Here is a 20,781-nt window from a genome sequence, read left to right on the forward strand (position 1 = left end):
TGAGCAGGCGTCAGCTCAGATGCCCGCGCCCGCGATGCCGCAGTTGGCACCGGACGATAGCAGGATCTCTTACGCGCACTTATCCCGGCCCTACCGTTCACGACGAGTGCCCTGTCTTCTCGGGCTTGTCGCCCTTCGAGGACTCGGGTTCGACGTAGAGGATCTTGGCCTTCATGTGGGCACGCGCCTGTGCGCCGATCCACGCGAGCGTGGTGACGACCAGGGTGAGCGCGAAGGACTTGGGGTTGAACAACGACGTGTTCTTGAACGCGGCGACGAAGATGAACAGCAGAAGAATCTGCGCCGTGTAGAGCAAGAGACCCATCGCCTGGAACAGGTGCGGAAGCGATTTGGCGGTGCGCTGCAGAACGTAGAGACCGAGCCCCATGAAGAGGATCACGACCAGCGTCGCGACGACCGCCCCGACCGCTCCCTTGCCGCCGGCGACCACACCACTGACCGCGGCGGCAATCGCGCCGACGGCAGCTGTGGGTACAGCGGCTTGAAGGAGAATCCGGGCGTCATTGGACGGCATGGCGGCAACTCCGCTTGCTCAGGGGGGCAGGGTGTCGTCATGGACGAGCGTAGTCCCGGGTGGAGAGAGAACCTCACGCCAAGGGACCGTCGCACTAGGGTCCTTCGGCTGTGTCCCGGGTTCTCGTGAACCGTATCACAAACTATTTGATGAGGTCTTTACCTGGTTGGTGTGCTCACTGTCACACATGAGAGTGACAGTGCGCGTCTGCGCACCCAAGGGGTCAACTTGTCTGGTATTGGGGCTCTTTGCTCCCCCACGACTTGGTCACGCGTTAGTCAGATTCTTACCTTCACGTCAGCGCGACGACTCGGCCTCACGCCGGTCCAGGAGTCCCGAACGGGCACCAATTGCCGTTGCCCCGTTGACTCCTGAGACTCCGGCGACCGCGGCGGCACGGTGTTCACGCGCCTCGTCCGGCCCGTCCGTGACGGCCGTCTCGTGCATCACGGGCGCCCCGTCCACGGCGGCCGCGGCGGCGGCCCTGCGCCGGCGGTAGCGCGGCGGCAGGAGGTGCTCCGCCCAGCGCGGGGCACGCGGTGTGAAGCGCGGCAGCAGGAGCAGCACCAGACCGACCGCGCTGAGTGCCGCGATGGCCAGCACGCTCCACATGGCCCCGGAGTTGACCGAGTAGGCGAGAGCGCCGAACGAGATCAGCGCCGACCAGAAGTACATGATCAGCACAGCGCGGCTGTGCGAGTGGCCGACCTCCAGGAGGCGGTGGTGCAGGTGCCCGCGGTCCGCCGCGAACGGCGACTGTCCGCGCCAGGTGCGCCGCACGATGGCGAGCACGAGGTCGGCGGCCGGGATCGCGATGATCGTCAGCGGCAGCAGCAGCGGGATGAACACGGGAACCGTCTGGTGGACGGTGTTGCGCTCGGAACCGGAGAAGAGGTTCATCACGTCGGGGTCGATCTGCCCCGTGATGGAGATCGCGCCGGCGGCCAGCACCAGCCCGATGAGCATCGAGCCGGAGTCGCCCATGAAGATCCGCGCGGGATGCATGTTGTGCGGCAGGAAGCCCAGGCACATGCCCATCAGGATCGCCGCGAACAGCGTCGCCGGGGCGGCCGCCTCGATGCCGTACGAGTACCAGATCCGGTAGGCGTACAGGAAGAACGCGGCGGACGCGATGCACACCACACCGGCGGCCAGTCCGTCGAGGCCGTCCACGAAGTTGACCGCGTTGATCGTGATGACGACGAGCGCCACCGTCAGCAGCGTGCCCTGCCACTGGGTCAGCGCGACCAGGCCGACGCCCGGGATCGGCAGCCACAGGATCGTCAGACCCTGCACCACCATCACACCGGCGGCGATCATCTGGCCGCCCAGCTTGATCAGGGCGTCGATCTCGAACTTGTCGTCCAGCACGCCGATCAGCCAGATCAGCGCGGCTCCGGAGAGCAGGGCACGCGGTTCGTTCGAGTTGGCGAAGACCTCGTTGAGGTTCGTCAGGTGGTCCGCGACCAGCAGACCGGCGCACAGGCCGAAGAACATCGCGATGCCGCCGAGCCGCGGCGTGGGTTCACGGTGCACGTCGCGCGCACGGATTTCCGGCATGGCTCCGGCCACGATCGCGAACTTCCGTACCGGCCCTGTCAGCAGATACGTCACCGCGGCCGTGATGCAGAGCGTCAGCAGGTATTCACGCACGGGCTTCCCCACAGGTCTCGCTGGCCATCACAGCCCCACACCCTAGCGATGCACGCATATGGTTGGGGACTTCCGGGTAGCGACGATGGTTGCACGAGTGGCTGTGCACCTGTGCACATGTACCCGCGGTCAGTCCGGATATGGGGGAAATCTTCCGGTCAGCTCCCGCACTTCTTCACGGGCCCGCCTGGCCTCGATCTCGTCCCGCAGCACCCCGGCGAACAGGACCGCGACCCGCGCGGCCTCCGCCTCGCCCATTCCCTGGGTGGTCAGCGCCGCGGTGCCCAGCCGCAGGCCACGGGCGTCGCCGTGGGGCAGCGCACACGTGTCGAGGACCATACCGGCGGCGGCGAGCCGGCCACGCGCCGTGCGCCCGTCGACACCGAGCGGCGCCGGATCCACCGTGACGAGGTGGGTGTCGGTGCCACCGGTGGTGACGGCGAGCCCCTCCGCGTCCAGTCCGGCGGCCAGCACCCGCGCGTTGGCGACCACCTGATGGGCGTACGCCGTGAACGCCGGGGTCGCCGCCTCGCCGAACGCGACGGCCTTCGCCGCGATGGTGTGCATCTGCGCGCCGCCCTGGGTGAACGGGAAGACCGCCCGGTCCACCCGCTCGGCCAGCTCGCTCCCGCACAGGATCATGCCGCCACGCGGCCCCCGGAGCACCTTGTGCGTCGTCGCGCACACCACGTCGGCGTACGGCACCGGATTGGGCGCCGCTCCCCCGGCGACGAGCCCGATGGGGTGGGCGGCGTCCGCGATCAGATAGGCGCCGGCCTCGTCGGCGACCTCGCGGAAGAAGGCGTGGTCGATGTGCCGGGGGTAGGAGATCGATCCGCAGACGACGGCCTTGGGGCGGTGGGCGCGGGCCAGCGCGCGCACCTCCTCGTGGTCGATGAGCCCGGTCTCCGCCTCGACCCCGTATCCGACGAAGTCGAACCAGCGTCCGGAGAAGTTCGCGGGCGAGCCGTGGGTGAGGTGACCGCCGGAGCGCAGGCCCATCGCCAGCACGGTGTCACCGGGGCGCAGCAGGGCGGCGTACGCGGCGAGGACGGCCGAACTCCCGGAGTGGGACTGGACGTTGGCGTGGTCGGCGCCGAACAGGGCCTTGGCGCGGTCGACGGCGACGCGTTCGGCGACGTCGACGAGTTCGCAGCCGCCGTGGTGGCGGGCGCCGGGGTATCCCTCGGCGTACTTGTTCGCCATCGGGGAGCCGAGCGCGGCCAGCACGGCGGGCGAGGTGAAGTTCTCGGCGGCGATCAGCTGGAGGGTCGTGGACTGCCGGTCCAGCTCACCGCGCAGGATCTCCGCCATCTCGGGGTCCTGGCGCAGGAGGACATCCGCTTCGGGCATCTGGGTGACCGGCATGGTGGACTCCGGACTCGGCGGGGACGCGCGCTACGTCCAATGTAGGACCGCGGGCCCCGCGACGCCTGATGTCCGTCTCCCGGGACGCCCGATGTCAGGTCCGGGCGCGTACCCCCGTCAGCGCGGTGACGACCGGGTCGAGCGCCTCGTTGATCTCGTCGCCGATGGACCGGAAGAACGGCAGCGGCGCCCCGTAGGGGTCGAAGACCTCGTCCGCCTCCGCCGTCGGGGCCAGCAGCCAGCCGCGCAGGGCGGCGGCGGCGCGCACCAGGGCGACGGCGCGTTCGACGACGCCGTGCTCCAGGGGCGGCAGGGTCGCCGGGTCTATGGCGCGGACGAGGCGGGTGAACTCCTTCAGGGTGAAGGTGCGCAGGCCCGCCGAGTGCCCCATGGAGATGACCTGCGCGCGGTGGTCGCGGGTGGCCGTCAGGACGAGGTCGGCGCGGATGACGTGGTCGTCGAGCAGTTCACGCCCGACGAAGCCGGAGGGGTCCGCGCCGAAGTCGGCGAGGACGGTCGCCGCGTTGGCCTCCATGGGCGCGCCCTCGTGGCCCCAGGTACCGGCGCTCTCCACGATGAGGCCGCCCCACCGGGGGTCGCCGAGCCGGTCCGCGAGGGCATGCCGGGTCAGCCGCTCGGTGATGGGCGAGCGGCACACGTTGCCGGTGCTGACGTGGAGGATGCGGAAGGACTCCCTGGGGGACCCGTCGGTCCCCGTGATCCCCGTGCCTATGCCACGCATGGGGGTTCCCCCTGGTCGTGCGGAGCGGGGGGCCGGGAGGAGGCAGGGGCGGTCAATTCGCCACCTCGAGGTCGGGTACGACCTTCCGGAGCTCCTCCGCCGACAGGGCGCCCGCGCGCAGCAGCACCGGGACCTTGCCGGTCACGTCGACGATCGAGGAGGGCACGTTGCCCGGGGTGGGGCCGCCGTCCAGGTAGACCGAGATGGAGTCCCCGAGCATGTCCTGCGCGGCGTCACAGGTCTCCGGGGAGGGGTGGCCCGTGAGGTTGGCGGAGGAGACGGCCATCGGGCCGACCTCGGTGAGCAGCTCGATGGCGACGGGGTGCAGCGGCATGCGGATCGCCACCGTGCCGCGGGTGTCGCCGAGGTCCCACTGGAGGGACGGCTGGTGCTTGGCGACGAGCGTGAGGGCACCGGGCCAGAACGCGTCGACGAGTTCCCAGGCCATCTCGGAGAAGTCCGTGACGAGGCCGTGCAGGGTGTTCGGGGAGCCGATGAGGACGGGGGTGGGCATGTTGCGGCCCCGTCCCTTGGCGTCGAGGAGGTCGGCCACGGCCTCGGAGGTGAACGCGTCGGCGCCGACGCCGTAGACGGTGTCCGTCGGGAGGACCACCAGTTCGCCACGGCGGACGGCGGACGCTGCCTCGCGCAGACCGGTGGTGCGGTCGGTCGCGTCGTTGGTGTCGTATCGCCGTGCCATTTAGCGGGCCTCCTCGTACACGTACTGCTGGTGGGGAAACGGGGGGAACACGATGCGTGCGCGTGCCCTGTCGCCGGGCGCCGGGACGCGGTGGGCCGGGCTCACGGCATCGCCTTGCGGGCGGTCGCGAAGCGGGGCCGGTTGTTGAGGTCGGGGTGGTCGGCCGCGTCGGCCCAGCCCCGCTCCTCGGTGAAGATCCACGGAACCTGTCCGCCCTGGGTGTCGGCGTGCTCGACGACGACGACGCCTCCGGGGCGCAGCAGCCGGTGCGCGGTGCGCTCGATGCCGCGGATGAGGTCGAGTCCGTCCTCCCCCGAGAACAGGGCGAGTTCGGGGTCGTGGTCGCGGGCCTCCGGCTGCACGTACTCCCACTCGGTGAGCGGGATGTACGGAGGGTTGGAGATCACCAGGTCCACCTGGCCGTCGAGGTCCGGGAAGGCCTCCAGGGCGTCTCCCTGGCGCAGGTCGACCCTGGACCCCTCGACGTTCTTGCGCGTCCACCTGAGGGCGTCCTCGGACAGCTCCACGGCGTGCACACGGGAGCGCGGGACCTCCTGCGCGAGGGCGAGCGCGATGGCGCCCGATCCGGTGCACAGGTCGACGATCAGCGGTTCGACGACGTCCATCGCGCGGACGGCGTCTATGGCCCAGCCGACGACCGACTCGGTCTCCGGCCGGGGCACGAACACACCGGGCCCCACCTGGAGTTCGAGGTAGCGGAAGTAGGCGCGCCCGGTGATGTGCTGGAGCGGTTCACGCGCCTCGCGGCGCGCGATGACCTCCCAGTAGCGGGCGTCGAAGTCCACGTCCTTGACGGTGTGCAGCTCGCCCCGCTTCACGCCGTGCACGAAGGCGGCGAGTTCCTCCGCGTCGTTGCGCGGCGAGGGCACGCCGGCGTCGGCCAGCCGCTGGGTGGCCTGGGCGACTTCCGCGAGCAGCACGCTGCGGGAGTTCGGGGGTCGACCCCCAAAATGTTGCTGCACGCTGGTCCTCCGGGGCTGAGCTGTTGTCGTGGGCTGCTTACGCGGCGGCGAGCTTGGCTGCCGAGTCCGCGTCGACGCAGGCCTGGATCATCGCGTCGAGGTCGCCGTCCAGGACCTGGTCCAAGTTGTACGCCTTGAAGCCGACGCGGTGGTCCGAGATGCGATTCTCCGGGAAGTTGTACGTACGGATCTTCTCGGAACGGTCGACGGTGCGGACCTGGCTGCGGCGGACGTCCGCGGCCTCCCGTTCCGCTTCTTCCTGGGCCGCCGCGAGGAGCCTGGAGCGCAGGATACGCATCGCCTGCTCCTTGTTCTGCAGCTGGCTCTTCTCGTTCTGGCAGGAAGCGACGACTCCGGTGGGAATGTGCGTGATGCGCACGGCGGAGTCGGTGGTGTTGACGGACTGGCCGCCGGGGCCGGAGGAGCGGTAGACGTCGATCCGCAGGTCGTTCGCGTGGATCTCGACATCGACCTCCTCGGCCTCGGGGGTGACGAGCACGCCGGCGGCGGAGGTGTGGATGCGGCCCTGCGACTCGGTGGAGGGCACGCGCTGCACGCGGTGCACGCCGCCCTCGTACTTGAGGCGGGCCCAGACGCCCTGGCCGGGCTCGGTGGCACCCTGGCCGCCCTTGGTCTTCACGGCGACCTGGACGTCCTTGTAGCCGCCGAGCTCGGACTCGGTGGAGTCGATGATCTCGGTCTTCCAGCCGATGCGCTCGGCGTAGCGGAGGTACATGCGCAGGAGGTCACCGGCGAACAGGGCGGACTCGTCGCCGCCGGCGCCCGCCTTGATCTCCAGGATGACGTCCTTGTCGTCGCTCGGGTCGCGCGGGACCAGGAGCAGGCGGAGCTTCTCGGTGAGCTCCTCGCGCTGCTTCTCCAGGTCCTTGACCTCGGCGACGAAGTCGGGGTCGTCGGCGGCGAACTCCTTCGCCGTGCCGATGTCGTCCCCGGTCTGCTTCCAGGAGCGGTACGTCGCGACGATCGGGGTCAGCTCGGCGTAGCGCTTGTTGAGCTTGCGCGCGTTGGCCTGGTCGGCGTGGACCGACGGGTCAGCGAGCTTCTTCTCCAGATCGGCGTGCTCACCGATCAGTTCCTCGACCGCCTCGAACATCTCCGGCTCCAATGGACTGTCCCCGTCATGGGCTCGGGGACGTGGGGTACGGCATGGGGGGCCCCTGTTTCCGGCGTGGCCGGAACCCGGGGAAAGGGCTGCACCGCAAAGCGCCGGTCCCGGCGCCCCCGTGCCGGGGACGCCGAAGACCGGCGCTGTGGGCTCGCTACTTGTTGGCAGCGGCAGCCTTGCCGAAGCGGGCCTCGAAGCGGGCCACGCGGCCACCGGTGTCGAGGATCTTCTGCTTGCCCGTGTAGAACGGGTGGCACTCGGAGCAGACCTCGGCACGGATGGTGCCGGAGTCGATGGTGCTCCGGGTGGTGAACGACGCGCCACAGGTGCAGCTGACCTGCGTCTCGACGTACTCGGGGTGGATGTCGCGCTTCAAGGTGTCTCCTAGTTTCGGGAGGGCTCCGGGTCGCCGCCGCGGGATGCGGGTGCGTGAACCGGGGCCGACGTACCAGTCTGCCAGCACTGGCCGTATCCCCCAAAACCGGGGGACGCGATGATCTATTCCCCCGGGCGCCGCGGGGCCGGCCCCGGCCCCGTGAGCAGGGGCGGAGCGGCGCCGGGCGGCCTCCCGGGCGGCGTCAGCCGGAGCTGACGACGTTCTTCGCGGAGCCGGTGGCGGTGCCCTCGGTGGCCGACTTCGGGATCGGCTGGTCGTCCTTGAGCGCCTTCCAGACCTGCGCCGCCTTGTCCTTGTCGACCAGGACGCGGTTGGCGTCGGCGCTGTCGTACTGGACCGGCATCGTCACCATGTTCATGTGCGACGAGCTGATGCCCTTGAGTCCGTTGGCGAAGGACGCGAGGTCGGTGACCGAACCGATGTCGGAGTCGGTGGTGACCGTCTTGGTGGCGGTGTCGGCCAGGTCGTAGAGCTTCTTCGGGCTGGACAGCACGCCAAGGTGCTTGACCTGGTTGACCAGGGCCTTGATGAAGGCCTGCTGGAGCTGGATGCGGCCCAGGTCGGAGCCGTCGCCGACGCCGTGGCGGGTGCGCACCAGGCCGAGCGCCTGCTCACCGTCGAGGGTGTGCGTGCCGGCCGTCAGGTGCAGGTGGCTGTCGGGGTCCTTGATGCTCTTGGTCGTGGTGACCTTGACGCCGCCGAGGTCGTCGATGAGCTTCTGGAAGCCGGTGAAGTCGACCTCGACGTAGTGGTCCATGCGGATGCCGCTGACGGACTCGACGGTCTTCACGGCGCAGGTGGCGCCGCCGGTGGAGTACGCGGAGTTGAACATCACGCCGGAGGCCGCGTCGTGGGCGGTGCCCTTGGCGTCGGTGCAGGACGGCCGGTCGACCAGGGTGTCGCGCGGGATGGAGACCACGCTGGCCTTCTTGTGGCCCTTGTACACGTGGATGATCATCGCGGTGTCGGAGCGGGCGCTGCCGTCGTCGGTGCCGCCGCCCAGCTTCTTGTTGCCGCCGGCACGGGTGTCCGAGCCGAGGACCAGGATGTTCTCGGAGCCGTTGTCGACCTTCGTGGGCCGGTCGCTGCCGAGCGCCTGGTTGATGTCGACGCTCTTGATGTTGCCGTTGAGCTTGAAGTACAGGTAGCCGGCTCCGGTGCCGCCGAGCACCACGATGCCCGCGGCGCTCCAGGCCGTGATGAGCAGGGCCTTGCTCCGTGTGCTGCGCGCCTTGCGGCGGCGGCCCTTCGTGCCCCGGCGCGGGGCGCTCGTGCCCGGTTCTCCCGGTATCTCGGGCTCCGGTGTGCTCTCGGCAGGCATGTGCTCCTCAGTCCCTTTGCGGTCGGTTACCCCCTGCTTTCAGGGCTAGGCCCATCTGGTCGTGACGAGGCGTACCGCTCCATGGTCACTCCGTACGGTCAGACGGGGAAACTCGGGAAAGGGTTGCACAACGCTCTGTGTCCATCATGTGGCTCGATGGACACAGAGCGTCACCGGCGAGACCGGGCAAAAACCCGCCCACCTGCGATTTCAGCCGAAGATGTCGTACTGATCGAAACCGGTGCCGAGCGAGACCCTTGTGGCAAAGATCTCGCTGGTGGCCTTTCCGGTCCCCGGGTACAGGTAGAGCGTGCCGCCGGAGCTGCGGGCCAGGAAGTCGGCCTTGCCGTCGCCGGTCACGTCCCCGACGGCGTCGAAGGCGTCGTAGGTGCTCCAGGTGCGCACCTTGATGCGGCTGGAGAACGCGCCGCTACCGGTCCTGCCGGTCCCCTTGTAGAGGTAGATGTACGAGCCGGACTTGCTGCGCGCGATCAGGTCGGCCTTGCCGTCACCGGTGAAGTCCCCATGTCCGCGCACGGAGTTGTACTGGCTCCAGCCGGTGCCGACCTGCACCCGCGAGGAGAAGGTGCCGTTGCCCTTGCCGGGGTACTCCCACATCGTTCCGGAGGAGTCGACGGAGAGCATGTCGGGCAGGCCGTCGCCGGTGAGGTCGCCGGGCGCGATGACGCGCAGGCGGGTCCCCCAGCCGCTGAAGATCCTGTCGGTGGACCACTTGCCGGTCGCGGGCAGGAAGTGGGACCAGAAGACGTCGCCGCTGGCGCTGTCGCGGACCACGAGGTCCTGGTAGCCGTCCCGGTTCAGGTCGGTCTGGAGCACGACGTTGACGCCGTTCCAGTCGCCCCAGGAGACGCGGGTGGCGAGCGAGGTGCCCTTGGAGTCCTTCTGGTAGCCCTTCTTGCTGGAAGCGCTGCGCAGCCACACGTCGGCCTTGCTGTCGCCGCTGAGGTTGGTGTCCTCGACGTGCGGCCAGGCGGCGCCGACGTAGGTGCTGACCTTCGAGAAGACGCTGTACGCGCCCTTCGCGACGCAGTCCTTGACGCCCCAGGAGACGACGCCCACGATGCGGCTGTTGACGATCAGCGGACCGCCGGAGTCGCCGTTGCAGGCGGTGGTGGTGCCCGTGTCGGTACCGGTCGCCTTGGTGCCCGCGCAGACCATGTGGCCCGCGACGAACTCACCGGCGTAGGCGCTCTTGCAGGTGGTGTCCGAGTTGACCGGCAGCGTGGCCGTCTTCAGCGTCTCGGAGATGTCCTGGGTGGTGGAGGTGGTGCGGCCCCAGCCGTAGAGCGTCGCCTTGGTGGCGGAGGCGTAGGAGGCAGTGTCGCCGGACGTCGTCATGCGGATCGGCTTGGCGGTGACGGGGCTCGCCAGCGTGATGACCGCGATGTCGTTGTCGAAGGTCGTCGAGTTGTACGACGCGTGGTTCCACTGCCGCCAGGGAGCGCTGACCGTGGCCCCCTGCGGCAGGGTGCTGCCGCTCGCCAGCTGGGAGGTGCCGGTGATGACGGCGCCGTTGGCCTTCCAGTCGTATCCCTTGACGCAGTGCGCGGCGGTGAGGATCTTCGTCGGCGACACGACGGATCCGCCGCAGAAGAAGCCGAGGTCCTTGGCCTCGTCGTAGTACCAGAGCTGGGCCATGAACGGGGCCGTGCTGATACTGGTCGTGGTGCCGCCGATGATCTTCGGGTCGACCGTCGCCGCGTTCGTGTCGGCGCTCAGGGACGCCTTCTGCGCCGTACGCCCCGCGGTGTCGTCACCGGCGACGGCGCCCGCCACGCGCTTCTCCAGCTCGGCCAGGGACGGCGTCGAGTGGGCGGGCCGCACGGTCGGTGTGGGCGGCGTCGAGCCGGGCGCGGCGTTCGCGGACGACATCAGGAGCGCGCCCGCGACGGCGGCGGCGAGGCCGGCTGCGGCGACCGGGACGGCTATCCGTATGCGGCGTCTGTGACGACCGCCTCCAGACATGGGTGTGTCCACTCAAGTCCCCCCTCAGAGTCAAGAGTTCAGATCTGCTTCAGCAGACGTTCAAGGGCGCGATCGTACAGGTGTCCCCATCAGCGCAAAGGGCCGCCCCCGTCACTCGCGTGACGGGGGCGGCCCTGGTGCTACTGGCCCGGAGGACCTCAGTCGTTGCCGTTGCCCGGCGACGGCGTGGTCTTCTGGATCTGGAGCAGGAACTCGGCGTTCGACTTCGTCTGCTTCATCTTGTCGAGCAGCAGCTCGATCGCCTGCTGCTGGTCGAGCGCGTGGAGCACGCGGCGCAGCTTCCAGGTGATGGCGAGCTCGTCGCTGCCGAGCAGGATCTCTTCCTTACGGGTACCGGACGCGTCGACGTCCACCGCGGGGAAGATGCGCTTGTCGGCGAGCTTGCGGTCGAGCTTGAGCTCGGCGTTGCCGGTGCCCTTGAACTCCTCGAAGATGACCTCGTCCATGCGCGAGCCGGTGTCGACGAGCGCGGTGGCCAGGATCGTCAGCGAACCGCCGTCCTCGATGTTGCGCGCCGCACCGAAGAAGCGCTTCGGCGGGTAGAGCGCGGTCGAGTCGACACCACCGGACAGGATGCGGCCGGAGGCCGGGGCGGCCAGGTTGTACGCACGGCCCAGACGGGTGATCGAGTCCAGCAGCACGACGACGTCGTGGCCCAGCTCCACCAGACGCTTGGCACGCTCGATGGCGAGCTCGGCGACCGTGGTGTGGTCCTCGGCGGGACGGTCGAAGGTCGAGGAGATGACCTCGCCCTTCACCGACCGCTGCATGTCGGTGACCTCTTCCGGACGCTCGTCGACCAGGACGACCATCAGGTGGCACTCGGGGTTGTTGACGGTGATCGCGTTGGCGATCGCCTGCAGGATCATGGTCTTGCCGGTCTTCGGCGGGGCCACGATCAGACCGCGCTGGCCCTTGCCGATCGGCGCGACGAGGTCGATGATCCGCGTCGTCAGCACGCCCGGGTCCGTCTCCAGACGGAGGCGGTCCTGCGGGTAGAGCGGCGTCAGCTTGTTGAACTCCGGGCGCCCGCGGCCGGATTCGGCCGCCATGCCGTTCGCGGAGTCCAGGCGGACCAGCGCGTTGAACTTCTCGCGGCGCTCGCCGTCCTTGGGCTGACGGACGGCACCGGTGACGTGGTCACCCTTGCGCAGACCGTTCTTGCGGACCTGGGCGAGGGAGACGTACACGTCGTTGGGGCCGGGGAGGTAACCCGACGTCCGGATGAACGCGTAGTTGTCGAGGATGTCGAGGATGCCCGCGACGGGGATCAGCACGTCGTCGTCGGCGACCTGAGGCTCGGCGATCTCGTCGCGTCCACGACGCCCACGGCGGTCGCGGTAGCGTCCGCGCCGGCCGCGGCGTCCGCCGTCGAAGTCGTCGTCGTCCTGCGGGCCGTTGTCACGCGGGCCGTTGTCACGCTGCTGCTGGCGGTCCTGACGGCCGCCGCCCTGCTGCTGACGGTCGCGGTCCTGACGGTCCTGGCGGTCCTGGCGCTGTCCGCCACCCTGCTGCTGACGGTCCTGGCCGCCCTGGCCACCCTGGCCGCCCTGCTGCTCGTCGCCCTTGCCGCCACGGCGGTCGCGGTCACGGCCGCCCCGGTCGCGGTCACGGCGGTCGCGGCGCTCACGTCGGCCCTCGGCGCCGTCGGCGTCGACCTGGGTCTGCGTGTCGCCCTTCGCCTCGGCGACGACCGTCTCGGGGCTGCCCGCCTCGGCGGTGGCACGGCGACGGCGGCGCTCGGCGGGGGCGTCCTCACCCGCACGCTCGGCGTCGCCCGAACGGGCGGGGCCGCCGGCCGGCTGGCCGGGAATCTCGATCTGCTGCTGGGACACGGCCTTCTCGGCCGCGACCTTCTCCGCCTTCTTCTCGGCCGGAGCGTCGGCCTCGTCACCCGTACGCGCCTTCGAGGTGGCGCGACGCTTCGGCTTGGTCTCGGTGGCCACGTCGGCGGATGCCGCCTTGGCCGGAGCACCGCCTCCCGCCTGCGCCTCCTTGATGACCTCGATCAGCTGGCTCTTGCGCATACGCGCCGTGCCCCTGATCCCGAGGCCGGATGCGACCTGCTGCAGCTCGGCCAGCACCATGCCGTCGAGGCCGGTACCGCGGCGTCGCCTGGAGCCGGCACCGGTGGCAGGCGCGGAGGCGTCCGTGGCGGGCGCGGCAGCGGTCTCCTCGACACGTGCGCCCATCAGATCGGTGGTGTCGCTCACGAAGGGTCCTTCCCTGGAGCGGACGTCGGCCTGTCTGGCTCGGCGACCGGTTGTGCTGTCCGGCTTTGGTCCTTGCTGTGTGGACCGTGCCGGGGCGGTGGTCCGCCAAAGCGGCGGAAGACATATCTGGTGATGACGATTCCCGGGCCGAGGCACTGAATTGCGGTGTCATCGGCATGGTCACGCCGGTTCCGGAGCGTGCTCAGCACTGCTCAGCGCATAGCACCCAATGCAAGGCACAAAGCAGTTTGGGAGGCTCCCGGAAGAATGGGTGTCCCGGACGGGGACGCGAAGCACCTCGCCATGGTGGGGTCGGGTGCAGACTTGAGGTTAACACTACCGGATCCAACAAACATTCCCCCTCTCGAAATCCGGCAACCGTGCGTCGTCAACTGACACCGACGGGTGCGAGCGGCAGCACGCACGCCCCCTGGGCGTCGAGGTCCAATCGGTTCGCGGCCCACCCCTGACCTGCGAGATCAGCGACCTTGTCGGCCGCGGCGCGGTCCGCGAGAGCGAGCACCGTGGGGCCCGCTCCGGAGATCACCGCGGGGATTCCGTCGGCGCGCAGACGGTCGACGAGCGCGGCGCTCTCCGGCATAGCGGGGGCCCGGTAATCCTGGTGCAGCCGGTCCTCGGTCGCGGGCAGCAGCAATTCGGGACGCCGGGTCAGTGCCTCGACGAGCAGTGCGGCGCGGCCCGCGTTGGCGGCGGCGTCGACATGCGGCACGGTGCGCGGAAGCAGACCCCGCGCGGTCTCCGTGAGCACGGGCTTTCCCGGTACGAAAACCACCGGAACGATGGAATCGGCGGGCTCCATCCTGATCGCCCGGGCCGCGCCGGACTCCATCCAGGAGAGCGTGAAACCGCCGAGCAGACAGGCCGCGACGTTGTCGGGGTGTCCCTCGATCTCGGTCGCGAGCTCGAGGAGCGCGGTGTCGTCGAGCCGGCTGTCCCCGCCTATCGTCACCGCGCGGGCGGCGACGATGCCGGCGCAGATGGCGGCGGAGGAGGAGCCCAGACCGCGGCCGTGCGGGATGCGGTTGGCGCAGACGATCTCCAGACCGCGCGGCTGGCCGCCCAGCAGGTCGAAGGCGGTGCGCAGGGAGCGGACGAGGAGATGACTCTCGTCGCGCGGCAGCGTCTCACTGCCCTCACCTGCGATGTCGATGTGCAACCCGGAGTCGGCCACCCGGACGACGACGTCGTCGTAGAGCCCCAGTGACAGGCCGAAGGCGTCGAAGCCCGGGCCGAGGTTGGCACTGGTGGCGGGGACGCGCACCCGGACGGCGGCGGCGCGGAACGCTGGACCGGCCATCGCTCGATGACTCTCCTTGAGCTGCGTGATGTACGAGATGTTCGATGAACTGCGGGAGGAACTGCGGCAGACGGGCACGAGGACCCGGAGGCCGCAGGGACGTCACGGCGCCGCGGCATATGCGGCGGGCGGGTTCGGTACAGCCTATCGAAGGAAGGTTCTGTGGCGACATAGGGCGCACGGGAGGCGCACGATGCGTGTCGTAAGCCCCCTGTGCACCCCCCGTCGGTTCGCCACGGGAACGGCCCTCGAAGCGGCCGGTTTTCATCGGCTTCTGACGCTTTTCCGCCCGCTTCCCCCGCCGTCACCACCCCGTCGGGCGTGGTCGGCGGGGCCGTGGGCCCCGCCTGGCGGGTTTACGCCTGGCGGCTTTACGCCAGACGGGATCGCCCGCGTTACGCCAGTCCGAGCCGCTCCGCCGCCGTCGCCGCGTCCACCGGGACGGTGACGGGCTGCGGAGCACCCGCGACCGCCCAGTCGGGGTCCTTCAGACCGTTGCCCGTGACGGTGCAGACGATGCGCTGCCCCGGGTCGACCTTGCCCTGCTCGGCCGCCTTCAGCAGCCCGGCGACCGACGCGGCGGACGCGGGCTCCACGAAGACACCCTCCTGCGCGGCCAACAGCCGGTAGGCGCGCAGGATCTCACGGTCCGTCACCTCGTCGATGAAGCCGCCCGACTCGTCCCGCGCGGCCAGCGCGAACTTCCACGAGGCCGGGTTGCCGATCCGGATCGCGGTGGCGATCGTCGACGGGTCCTTGACGACCTCGCCGCGCACGATGGGCGCGGAGCCGGACGCCTGGAACCCCCACATGCGCGGGGTGCGACGGGCGATGCCGTCGGTGGCGTACTCGGTGTACCCCTTCCAGTACGCGGTGATGTTGCCCGCGTTGCCCACCGGAAGGACGTGGATGTCGGGCGCGTCGCCGAGCATGTCCACGATCTCGAAGGCGGCGGTCTTCTGGCCCTCGATACGCACCGGGTTCACCGAATTGACCAGCGCCACCGGGTAGTTGTCGGACAGCGAGCGCGCCAGCGTCAGACAGTCGTCGAAGTTGCCGTCGACCTGGAGGATCTTGGCGCCGTGCACGAGGGCCTGGCCCATCTTGCCGAGCGCGATCTTGCCCTGCGGCACGAGGACGGCACAGACCATCCCGGCGCGCACGGCGTAGGCGGCGGCGCTCGCCGACGTGTTGCCGGTGGAGGCGCAGATGACCGCCTTCGCGCCCTCCTCCTTCGCGCGCGTGATCGCCATGGTCATCCCGCGGTCCTTGAAGGACCCGGTCGGGTTGGCGCCCTCCACCTTGAGGTGGACCTCGCAGCCCGTGCGCTCGGAGAGCACCTGCGCGGGCACGAGCGGCGTACCGCCCTCGCGGAGCGACACGACGGCCGTGCTGTCGGATACCGGCAGCCGGTCCCGGTACTCCTCGATGATTCCGCGCCACTGGTGGGTCATTGCTGGTTACTCTCCTTCAACCCGCATGATGCTGGCGACGCCCCGCACGGTGTCGAGGCCGCGCAACGCCTCGACGGTCCCGTCGAGGGACGCGTCGGACGCACGATGGGTGACGACGACGAGGGATGCCTCGCCGTCCTTGCCGGACTGGCGCACGGTGTCGATGGACACCCCGTGCTCGGCGAAGACGGTGGCCACCTGGGCGAGGACACCCGGCTTGTCGGCCACGTCGAGGCTGATGTGGTAGCGCGTCACGACCTCGCCCATGGGCGAGACGGGCAGCTGGGTGTACGCCGAGTCGCCGGGCCCGGTCGCACCGCCGAGCCGGTTGCGGCAGACGGCCACCAGGTCGCCGAGGACCGCGGAGGCGGTCGGGGCGCCGCCCGCGCCCGGCCCGTAGAACATCAGCTGGCCGGCGGCCTCGGCCTCGACGAACACGGCGTTGTACGCGCCGCGCACGGAGGCGAGCGGGTGGGTCAGCGGGATCATCGCGGGGTGCACGCGTGCCGTGACGGACCCGCCGTCGGCGGCCCGCTCGCAGATGGCGAGCAGTTTGATGGTGCAGCCCATCCCCCGCGCCGAGGCGAAGTCGGAGGCGGTGACCTCGGTCATGCCCTCGCGGTAGACGTCGTCGAGGCGCACACGCGTGTGGAAGGCGATCCCGGCGAGGATGGCGGCCTTGGCCGCGGCGTCGAAGCCCTCGACGTCGGCGGTCGGGTCGGCCTCGGCGTACCCGAGGGCGGTGGCCTCGTCGAGGGCCTCCTGGTAGCCGGCCCCCGTCGAGTCCATCTTGTCGAGGATGAAGTTGGTCGTGCCGTTGACGATGCCCATCACGCGGTTGATCTTGTCGCCGGCGAGGGACTCGCGCAGCGGGCGGATCAGCGGGATGGCACCGGCGACGGCGGCCTCGTAGTAGAGGTCCCGGCCGTTCTCCTCCGCGGCCGCGTGCAGCGCCGCGCCGTCCTGCGCGAGCAGCGCCTTGTTCGCGGAGACGACGGAGGCACCGTGCTCGAACGCGGTGGTGATGAGCGCCCGGGCGGGCTCGATCCCGCCGATGACCTCGACGACCACGTCGATGTCGCCGCGTTTGACGAGGGCGGTCGCGTCCGTGGTGACCAGCGCGGGGTCGATGCCCTCGCGCACCTTGGACGGGCGGCGGACGGCCACGCCCGCCAGCTCGACGGGGGCACCGATCCGGGCGGCGAGGTCGTCGGCGTGCGTCGTCATGATGCGCGCCACCTCTGAGCCGACAACCCCGCAGCCCAGCAGCGCCACCTTCAGCGGACGCGTACGCATCATCCGACCTCGTTTCCTCATACCGTCTTCGGTTGGACCAGTCTCACTCACCGGACGGGAGTTTCTACCCTTCGTCCGGATCGTGAGACGTCTATTTCATTTTTCTGGTAGGTGGTGACAGGAGATCTTCCACCCGGTTCATCCGGTCAGCCGACGTCGAGACGCAGCAGGTCGTCCTCCGTCTCGCGGCGCACGATCACCCGGGCCGCACCGTCCTTCACGGCCACGACCGGCGGACGCGGCGCGTGGTTGTAGTTGCTGGCCATCGACCGGCAGTACGCGCCGGTCGCCGGCACCGCGATGAGGTCGCCCGGCGCCAGGTCGGCCGGCAGGAACGCGTCCTTCACCACGATGTCGCCGCTCTCGCAGTGCTTGCCGACGACCCGCGCGAGCATCGGCTCGGCGTCCGAGGTGCGCGAGACGAGCGCCACGCTGTACTCGGCGTCGTAGAGCGCGGTCCGGATGTTGTCGGACATGCCGCCGTCGACGGAGACGTACGTCCGCAGCCCTTCGAGCGGCTTGATCGTGCCGACCTCGTACAGCGTGAACGCGGTGGGCCCGACGATGGCCCGCCCCGGCTCGACGGAAATACGCGGAGTGCTGAGCCGCGCCGCCTCACACTCCCGAGTGACGATCTCCCCCAGCGCCTTGGCGATCTCGTGCGGCTCCCGGGGGTCGTCGTCGCTGGTGTACGCGATGCCGAGACCGCCGCCGAGGTCGATCTCGGGCAGCTCGACGCCGTGTTCGTCACGGACGGCGGCCAGCAGTCCGACGACCCGCCGCGCGGCGACCTCGAAGCCGGCCATGTCGAAGATCTGCGAGCCGATGTGCGAGTGGATCCCGACAAGCTCGAGACCGTCGAGCGTCAGCGCCCGCCGTACGGCCTCGGCCGCCTGCCCGTCGGCGAGCGCGATGCCGAACTTCTGGTCCTCGTGCGCGGTGGCGATGAACTCGTGCGTGTGCGCCTCGACGCCGACGGTGACCCGGATCTGCACCCGCTGCCGCCTGCCCAGCGACTGCGCGATGTGCGCGACCCGCACGATCTCCTGGAAGGAGTCGAGCACGATCCGCCCGACACCGGCCTCGACGGCCGCGTGGATCTCCGCGGTCGACTTGTTGTTGCCGTGGAAGGCGATGCGGTCGGCGGGCATCCCGGCGGACAGCGCGGTCGCCAGCTCACCCCCGGAGCAGACGTCCAGGTTGAGCCCCTCCTCGTGCAGCCACCGCACGACGGCACGCGACAGGAAGGCCTTGCCCGCGTAGAACACGTCGGCGTCGTGACCGAACGCGGTACGCCACGCCCGCGCCCGCTCCCGGAAGTCCGCCTCGTCGACGAAGTACGCCGGCGTGCCGAACTCCTCGGCGAGCGCGGTGACTTCGAGCCCGCCGACGGTCACGACCCCGTCCTCCGTACGACGGACGGTGTGCGACCACACCTTCGGGTCGAGGACGTTGAGGTCGGCCGGCGGAGCGCTGTAGTGCCCCTCGGAGAAGACGTCGGCGTGACGGGGCCCGGCGGGGTGTGCGGAACGGCTCATGTCGGTAGGGCTTTCTGCTTCAGAGATATTCGGGTGCGCTGATGCCGAGCAGGGACAGGCCACCGGCCAGCACCGTCCCGGCGGCTTCGGCGAGCGCGAGCCGGGCGCGGTGGGCGGCCGAGGGTTTCTCGTCCCCGAGCGGCAGCACGAGGTGCTGGAACAGAAGAAGGGAGTCGGCGACCCCGACAAGGTGCCGGGCGAGCCGGTCGGGCGCCCGGTGCGCGGCGGCGAGCCGGAGGGTGTGGGGGTACTCGGCGAGAACGGAGAGGAGGTCGGCGCCTCCGCGGGCGGTGTCATCGAGACGGCCGGACGGGTCGCCGTCGCCGTCGCCGTCGCCGCGAACCTCGCCCCCGGCCCGTACGTCACCACTCATGCGGACGCCGAACCCGAGGGCGCCGGCGTTCCGTCGGAGGGCACGGCAGCGGGCGTGCGCGTAGCGGACCCGGAAGAGGGGGTTGCTCTCGCGCTGGAGAAGGTGATCGGCGCTGATCCGGGGCCGGTCGTGGGACGCCGGGTACAGCAGCGCCCAGCGGGCGGCGTCGGCACCGAGCGGGGCGGGATCCTCCGGAGCGGGCACGGGCCGCAGATTCACCGGCTCGCCGTGCCGCACCTCGGCCCGTCCACCCTGGGTGGCGACGATCCGTACGAGCGTGTCGGCGACGACCTCGGCACGCGTGTCATAGGGGACGCGCAACTCGACGACCTGCCCGGCGAGACTGTCGCCGTACCCGTACCGCTCGCCCCGGTTCAGCACCTCGTCCACCAGAGCGGCGGCGGCTCCACCCCCGAGGGTGATGTTGAGGAAGCCGGGCCCGGTGACGGTCACCTCGGCGACACCGGGTTCGTCACCGATGTGCGGCCGCAGGATCTCGGCGACATCGAGCGCCGGCAGCCCGGCAGGCCCCGCGAGCCGCAGGGCGACGTTGGTCGCATAGTCCCCGCATCCCCCGGGCCCGGGCGGACCCACCCCGACACTGCCCGGCACGGAAACGCTCAGCTCCCCCCCATCGACAGCACGACGCACCGCGCGCAGCACGGTACGGGAGAGCTCGACGGGGGTCACGGGACAAGCCTAGGGGAGAAGGGGGGTGGGTTTGCGACCCGGTTTGGCGGATCGTCCGGGATGTGGACGGGGGCTGTAGCGGGGCGCGAGGGGGTGGGGGCCTGGGGGGGGTGGGGCGGGCTGGGTTCTCCACTGGCGCGGCGACGGCTACGGCTGAGGAGGAGAAGGGGAGCGAGAAGGGGAAGGACGGAAGCGGGCGAGAGGGCGACGAGGAGGGGACCCGTCGAGGGGGGCATGGAGGGGGGTGCGATGAGGAGGGGACCCGCCGAGGGGAGTAATCGAGGGGGTGCGATGTGGAGGTGGCCCTCGTGGGGGTCATGGAGGGGCTCCTGGGGGAGCGCCCCGAGTTGAGATTGCGGGCGTGAGCTCGTCGACGCTCATCGAGTGCGACGCGCAGGAGCCCATCGAGCTGGCCCTGCTCCCCGACCTGAACCTCTTTCACCGCACCGCACCGCACCGGGACCGCACCGCGCTGCCCTGAGCCGCGTGAATACGGATACCGACCGAGGCCGGGGTTGTCGGTGTCGGGGCCGTCAGTACCCGCTACGACCGGCGCGTTCGGCCCGTTCGACATCTTCGCCGGCGTCGGCGCTGCCACCGAGCCCGTCACCGTCACCGCCGATCGCCTGCCCGCGCTCCACCAACTGCTTGACGAGCCGCACGAGTTCGGAGGGCTCGAAGGGCTTGGCGAGGAAGGCGTCGACTCCGACGTCGAGGCCGCTCTCGACCTCGTACTGGGTACAGGCGCTGACGATGGCGAGCGGAAGGTTCCGCGTGCGGGGGTCGGCGCGGAGGCGGGCGGCGGTGCGCAGTCCGTCGAGGCGGGGCATCACGACGTCGAGGGTGACGACATCGGGCCGAACCTGGTGGACGACGTCCAGACATTCGGCACCGTCAGCGGCGGTCACGACCTCGAGACCCTCCAGTTCGAGGTTGACCCTGATCAGCTGCCGGATGACCTTGTTGTCGTCCACAACAAGCACCCGGCCGGACGCGCCTGGCACAGCTCGAGAGTAGGTCCGGCCGAGCCGCCGCGTCCGGGTTTTCCCCACTTCCACCCCGTGCGG

At 70.3% G+C, this 20,781-nt stretch carries 17 protein-coding genes; all 17 read right to left on the reverse strand.

What is annotated here, in order from left to right:
* Positions 1-97 precede the first annotated feature (97 nt).
* The 17 genes from OG406_RS13815 to OG406_RS13895 all read right to left on the reverse strand — a co-directional run bounded on the left by OG406_RS13815 (position 98) and on the right by OG406_RS13895 (position 20,766).
* Positions 98-535 carry a hypothetical protein gene (locus OG406_RS13815; protein ID WP_081219448.1) on the reverse strand — a complete coding sequence of 146 codons (438 nt, stop codon included), beginning with the start codon at positions 533-535 and terminating at the stop codon, positions 98-100.
* Positions 536-832: 297 nt separating this feature from the next.
* Complete coding sequence (locus tag OG406_RS13820; protein ID WP_164371802.1) at positions 833-2,188, reverse strand: MraY family glycosyltransferase; 1,356 nt, start codon at positions 2,186-2,188, stop codon at positions 833-835.
* Positions 2,189-2,317: 129 nt separating this feature from the next.
* Complete coding sequence (gene glyA / locus OG406_RS13825) at positions 2,318-3,556, reverse strand: serine hydroxymethyltransferase (RefSeq protein ID WP_164371803.1); 1,239 nt, start codon at positions 3,554-3,556, stop codon at positions 2,318-2,320.
* Positions 3,557-3,650: 94 nt separating this feature from the next.
* Complete coding sequence (locus OG406_RS13830; RefSeq protein ID WP_081219445.1) at positions 3,651-4,298, reverse strand: arsenate reductase/protein-tyrosine-phosphatase family protein; 648 nt, start codon at positions 4,296-4,298, stop codon at positions 3,651-3,653.
* A gap of 52 nt (positions 4,299-4,350) precedes the next feature.
* On the reverse strand, positions 4,351-4,998 hold the full coding sequence (locus tag OG406_RS13835; protein WP_081219444.1) for an L-threonylcarbamoyladenylate synthase: 648 nt from the start codon (positions 4,996-4,998) through the stop codon (positions 4,351-4,353).
* A gap of 101 nt (positions 4,999-5,099) precedes the next feature.
* Complete coding sequence (prmC, locus tag OG406_RS13840; protein WP_327408933.1) at positions 5,100-5,939, reverse strand: peptide chain release factor N(5)-glutamine methyltransferase; 840 nt, start codon at positions 5,937-5,939, stop codon at positions 5,100-5,102.
* Positions 5,940-6,018: 79 nt separating this feature from the next.
* A complete protein-coding gene (prfA, locus tag OG406_RS13845) occupies positions 6,019-7,095 on the reverse strand; it encodes a peptide chain release factor 1 (RefSeq protein ID WP_081219442.1) in 1,077 nt (358 codons plus the stop codon).
* A gap of 166 nt (positions 7,096-7,261) precedes the next feature.
* On the reverse strand, positions 7,262-7,483 hold the full coding sequence (gene rpmE / locus OG406_RS13850) for a 50S ribosomal protein L31 (protein ID WP_081219441.1): 222 nt from the start codon (positions 7,481-7,483) through the stop codon (positions 7,262-7,264).
* A gap of 202 nt (positions 7,484-7,685) precedes the next feature.
* Complete coding sequence (locus OG406_RS13855) at positions 7,686-8,825, reverse strand: LCP family protein (RefSeq protein ID WP_164371804.1); 1,140 nt, start codon at positions 8,823-8,825, stop codon at positions 7,686-7,688.
* 210 nt (positions 8,826-9,035) lie between these two features.
* Positions 9,036-10,811 carry a trypsin-like serine protease gene (locus OG406_RS13860; protein ID WP_329185957.1) on the reverse strand — a complete coding sequence of 592 codons (1,776 nt, stop codon included), beginning with the start codon at positions 10,809-10,811 and terminating at the stop codon, positions 9,036-9,038.
* 158 nt (positions 10,812-10,969) lie between these two features.
* Positions 10,970-13,045 (reverse strand): transcription termination factor Rho, encoded by a 2,076-nt coding sequence (rho, locus tag OG406_RS13865; protein ID WP_267048560.1) that lies wholly within the window; start codon positions 13,043-13,045, stop codon positions 10,970-10,972.
* A gap of 388 nt (positions 13,046-13,433) precedes the next feature.
* Entirely contained in the window at positions 13,434-14,363 is a 930-nt protein-coding gene (thrB, locus tag OG406_RS13870; protein WP_164371807.1) for a homoserine kinase, read from the reverse strand.
* A gap of 395 nt (positions 14,364-14,758) precedes the next feature.
* Positions 14,759-15,817 carry a threonine synthase gene (gene thrC, locus OG406_RS13875; RefSeq protein ID WP_081219436.1) on the reverse strand — a complete coding sequence of 353 codons (1,059 nt, stop codon included), beginning with the start codon at positions 15,815-15,817 and terminating at the stop codon, positions 14,759-14,761.
* Positions 15,818-15,823: 6 nt separating this feature from the next.
* Positions 15,824-17,116: a homoserine dehydrogenase gene (locus OG406_RS13880; protein WP_081219435.1), complete on the reverse strand. Its 1,293-nt coding sequence runs from the start codon at positions 17,114-17,116 to the stop codon at positions 15,824-15,826.
* Between the two features lie 143 nt (positions 17,117-17,259).
* The gene (gene lysA / locus OG406_RS13885) at positions 17,260-18,651 is read right to left on the reverse strand and encodes a diaminopimelate decarboxylase (protein ID WP_164371808.1); all 1,392 of its coding nucleotides are present in this window, start codon (positions 18,649-18,651) and stop codon (positions 17,260-17,262) included.
* A 19-nt stretch (positions 18,652-18,670) separates the two neighbouring features.
* A complete protein-coding gene (nrtL, locus tag OG406_RS13890; RefSeq protein ID WP_329185961.1) occupies positions 18,671-19,714 on the reverse strand; it encodes an ArgS-related anticodon-binding protein NrtL in 1,044 nt (347 codons plus the stop codon).
* 533 nt (positions 19,715-20,247) lie between these two features.
* Positions 20,248-20,766: a response regulator gene (locus OG406_RS13895; RefSeq protein WP_329185963.1), complete on the reverse strand. Its 519-nt coding sequence runs from the start codon at positions 20,764-20,766 to the stop codon at positions 20,248-20,250.
* Positions 20,767-20,781: the final 15 nt, after the last annotated feature.

This window comes from Streptomyces sp. NBC_01428, from assembly GCF_036231965.1.
Taxonomy (GTDB): Bacteria; Actinomycetota; Actinomycetes; order Streptomycetales; family Streptomycetaceae; genus Streptomyces.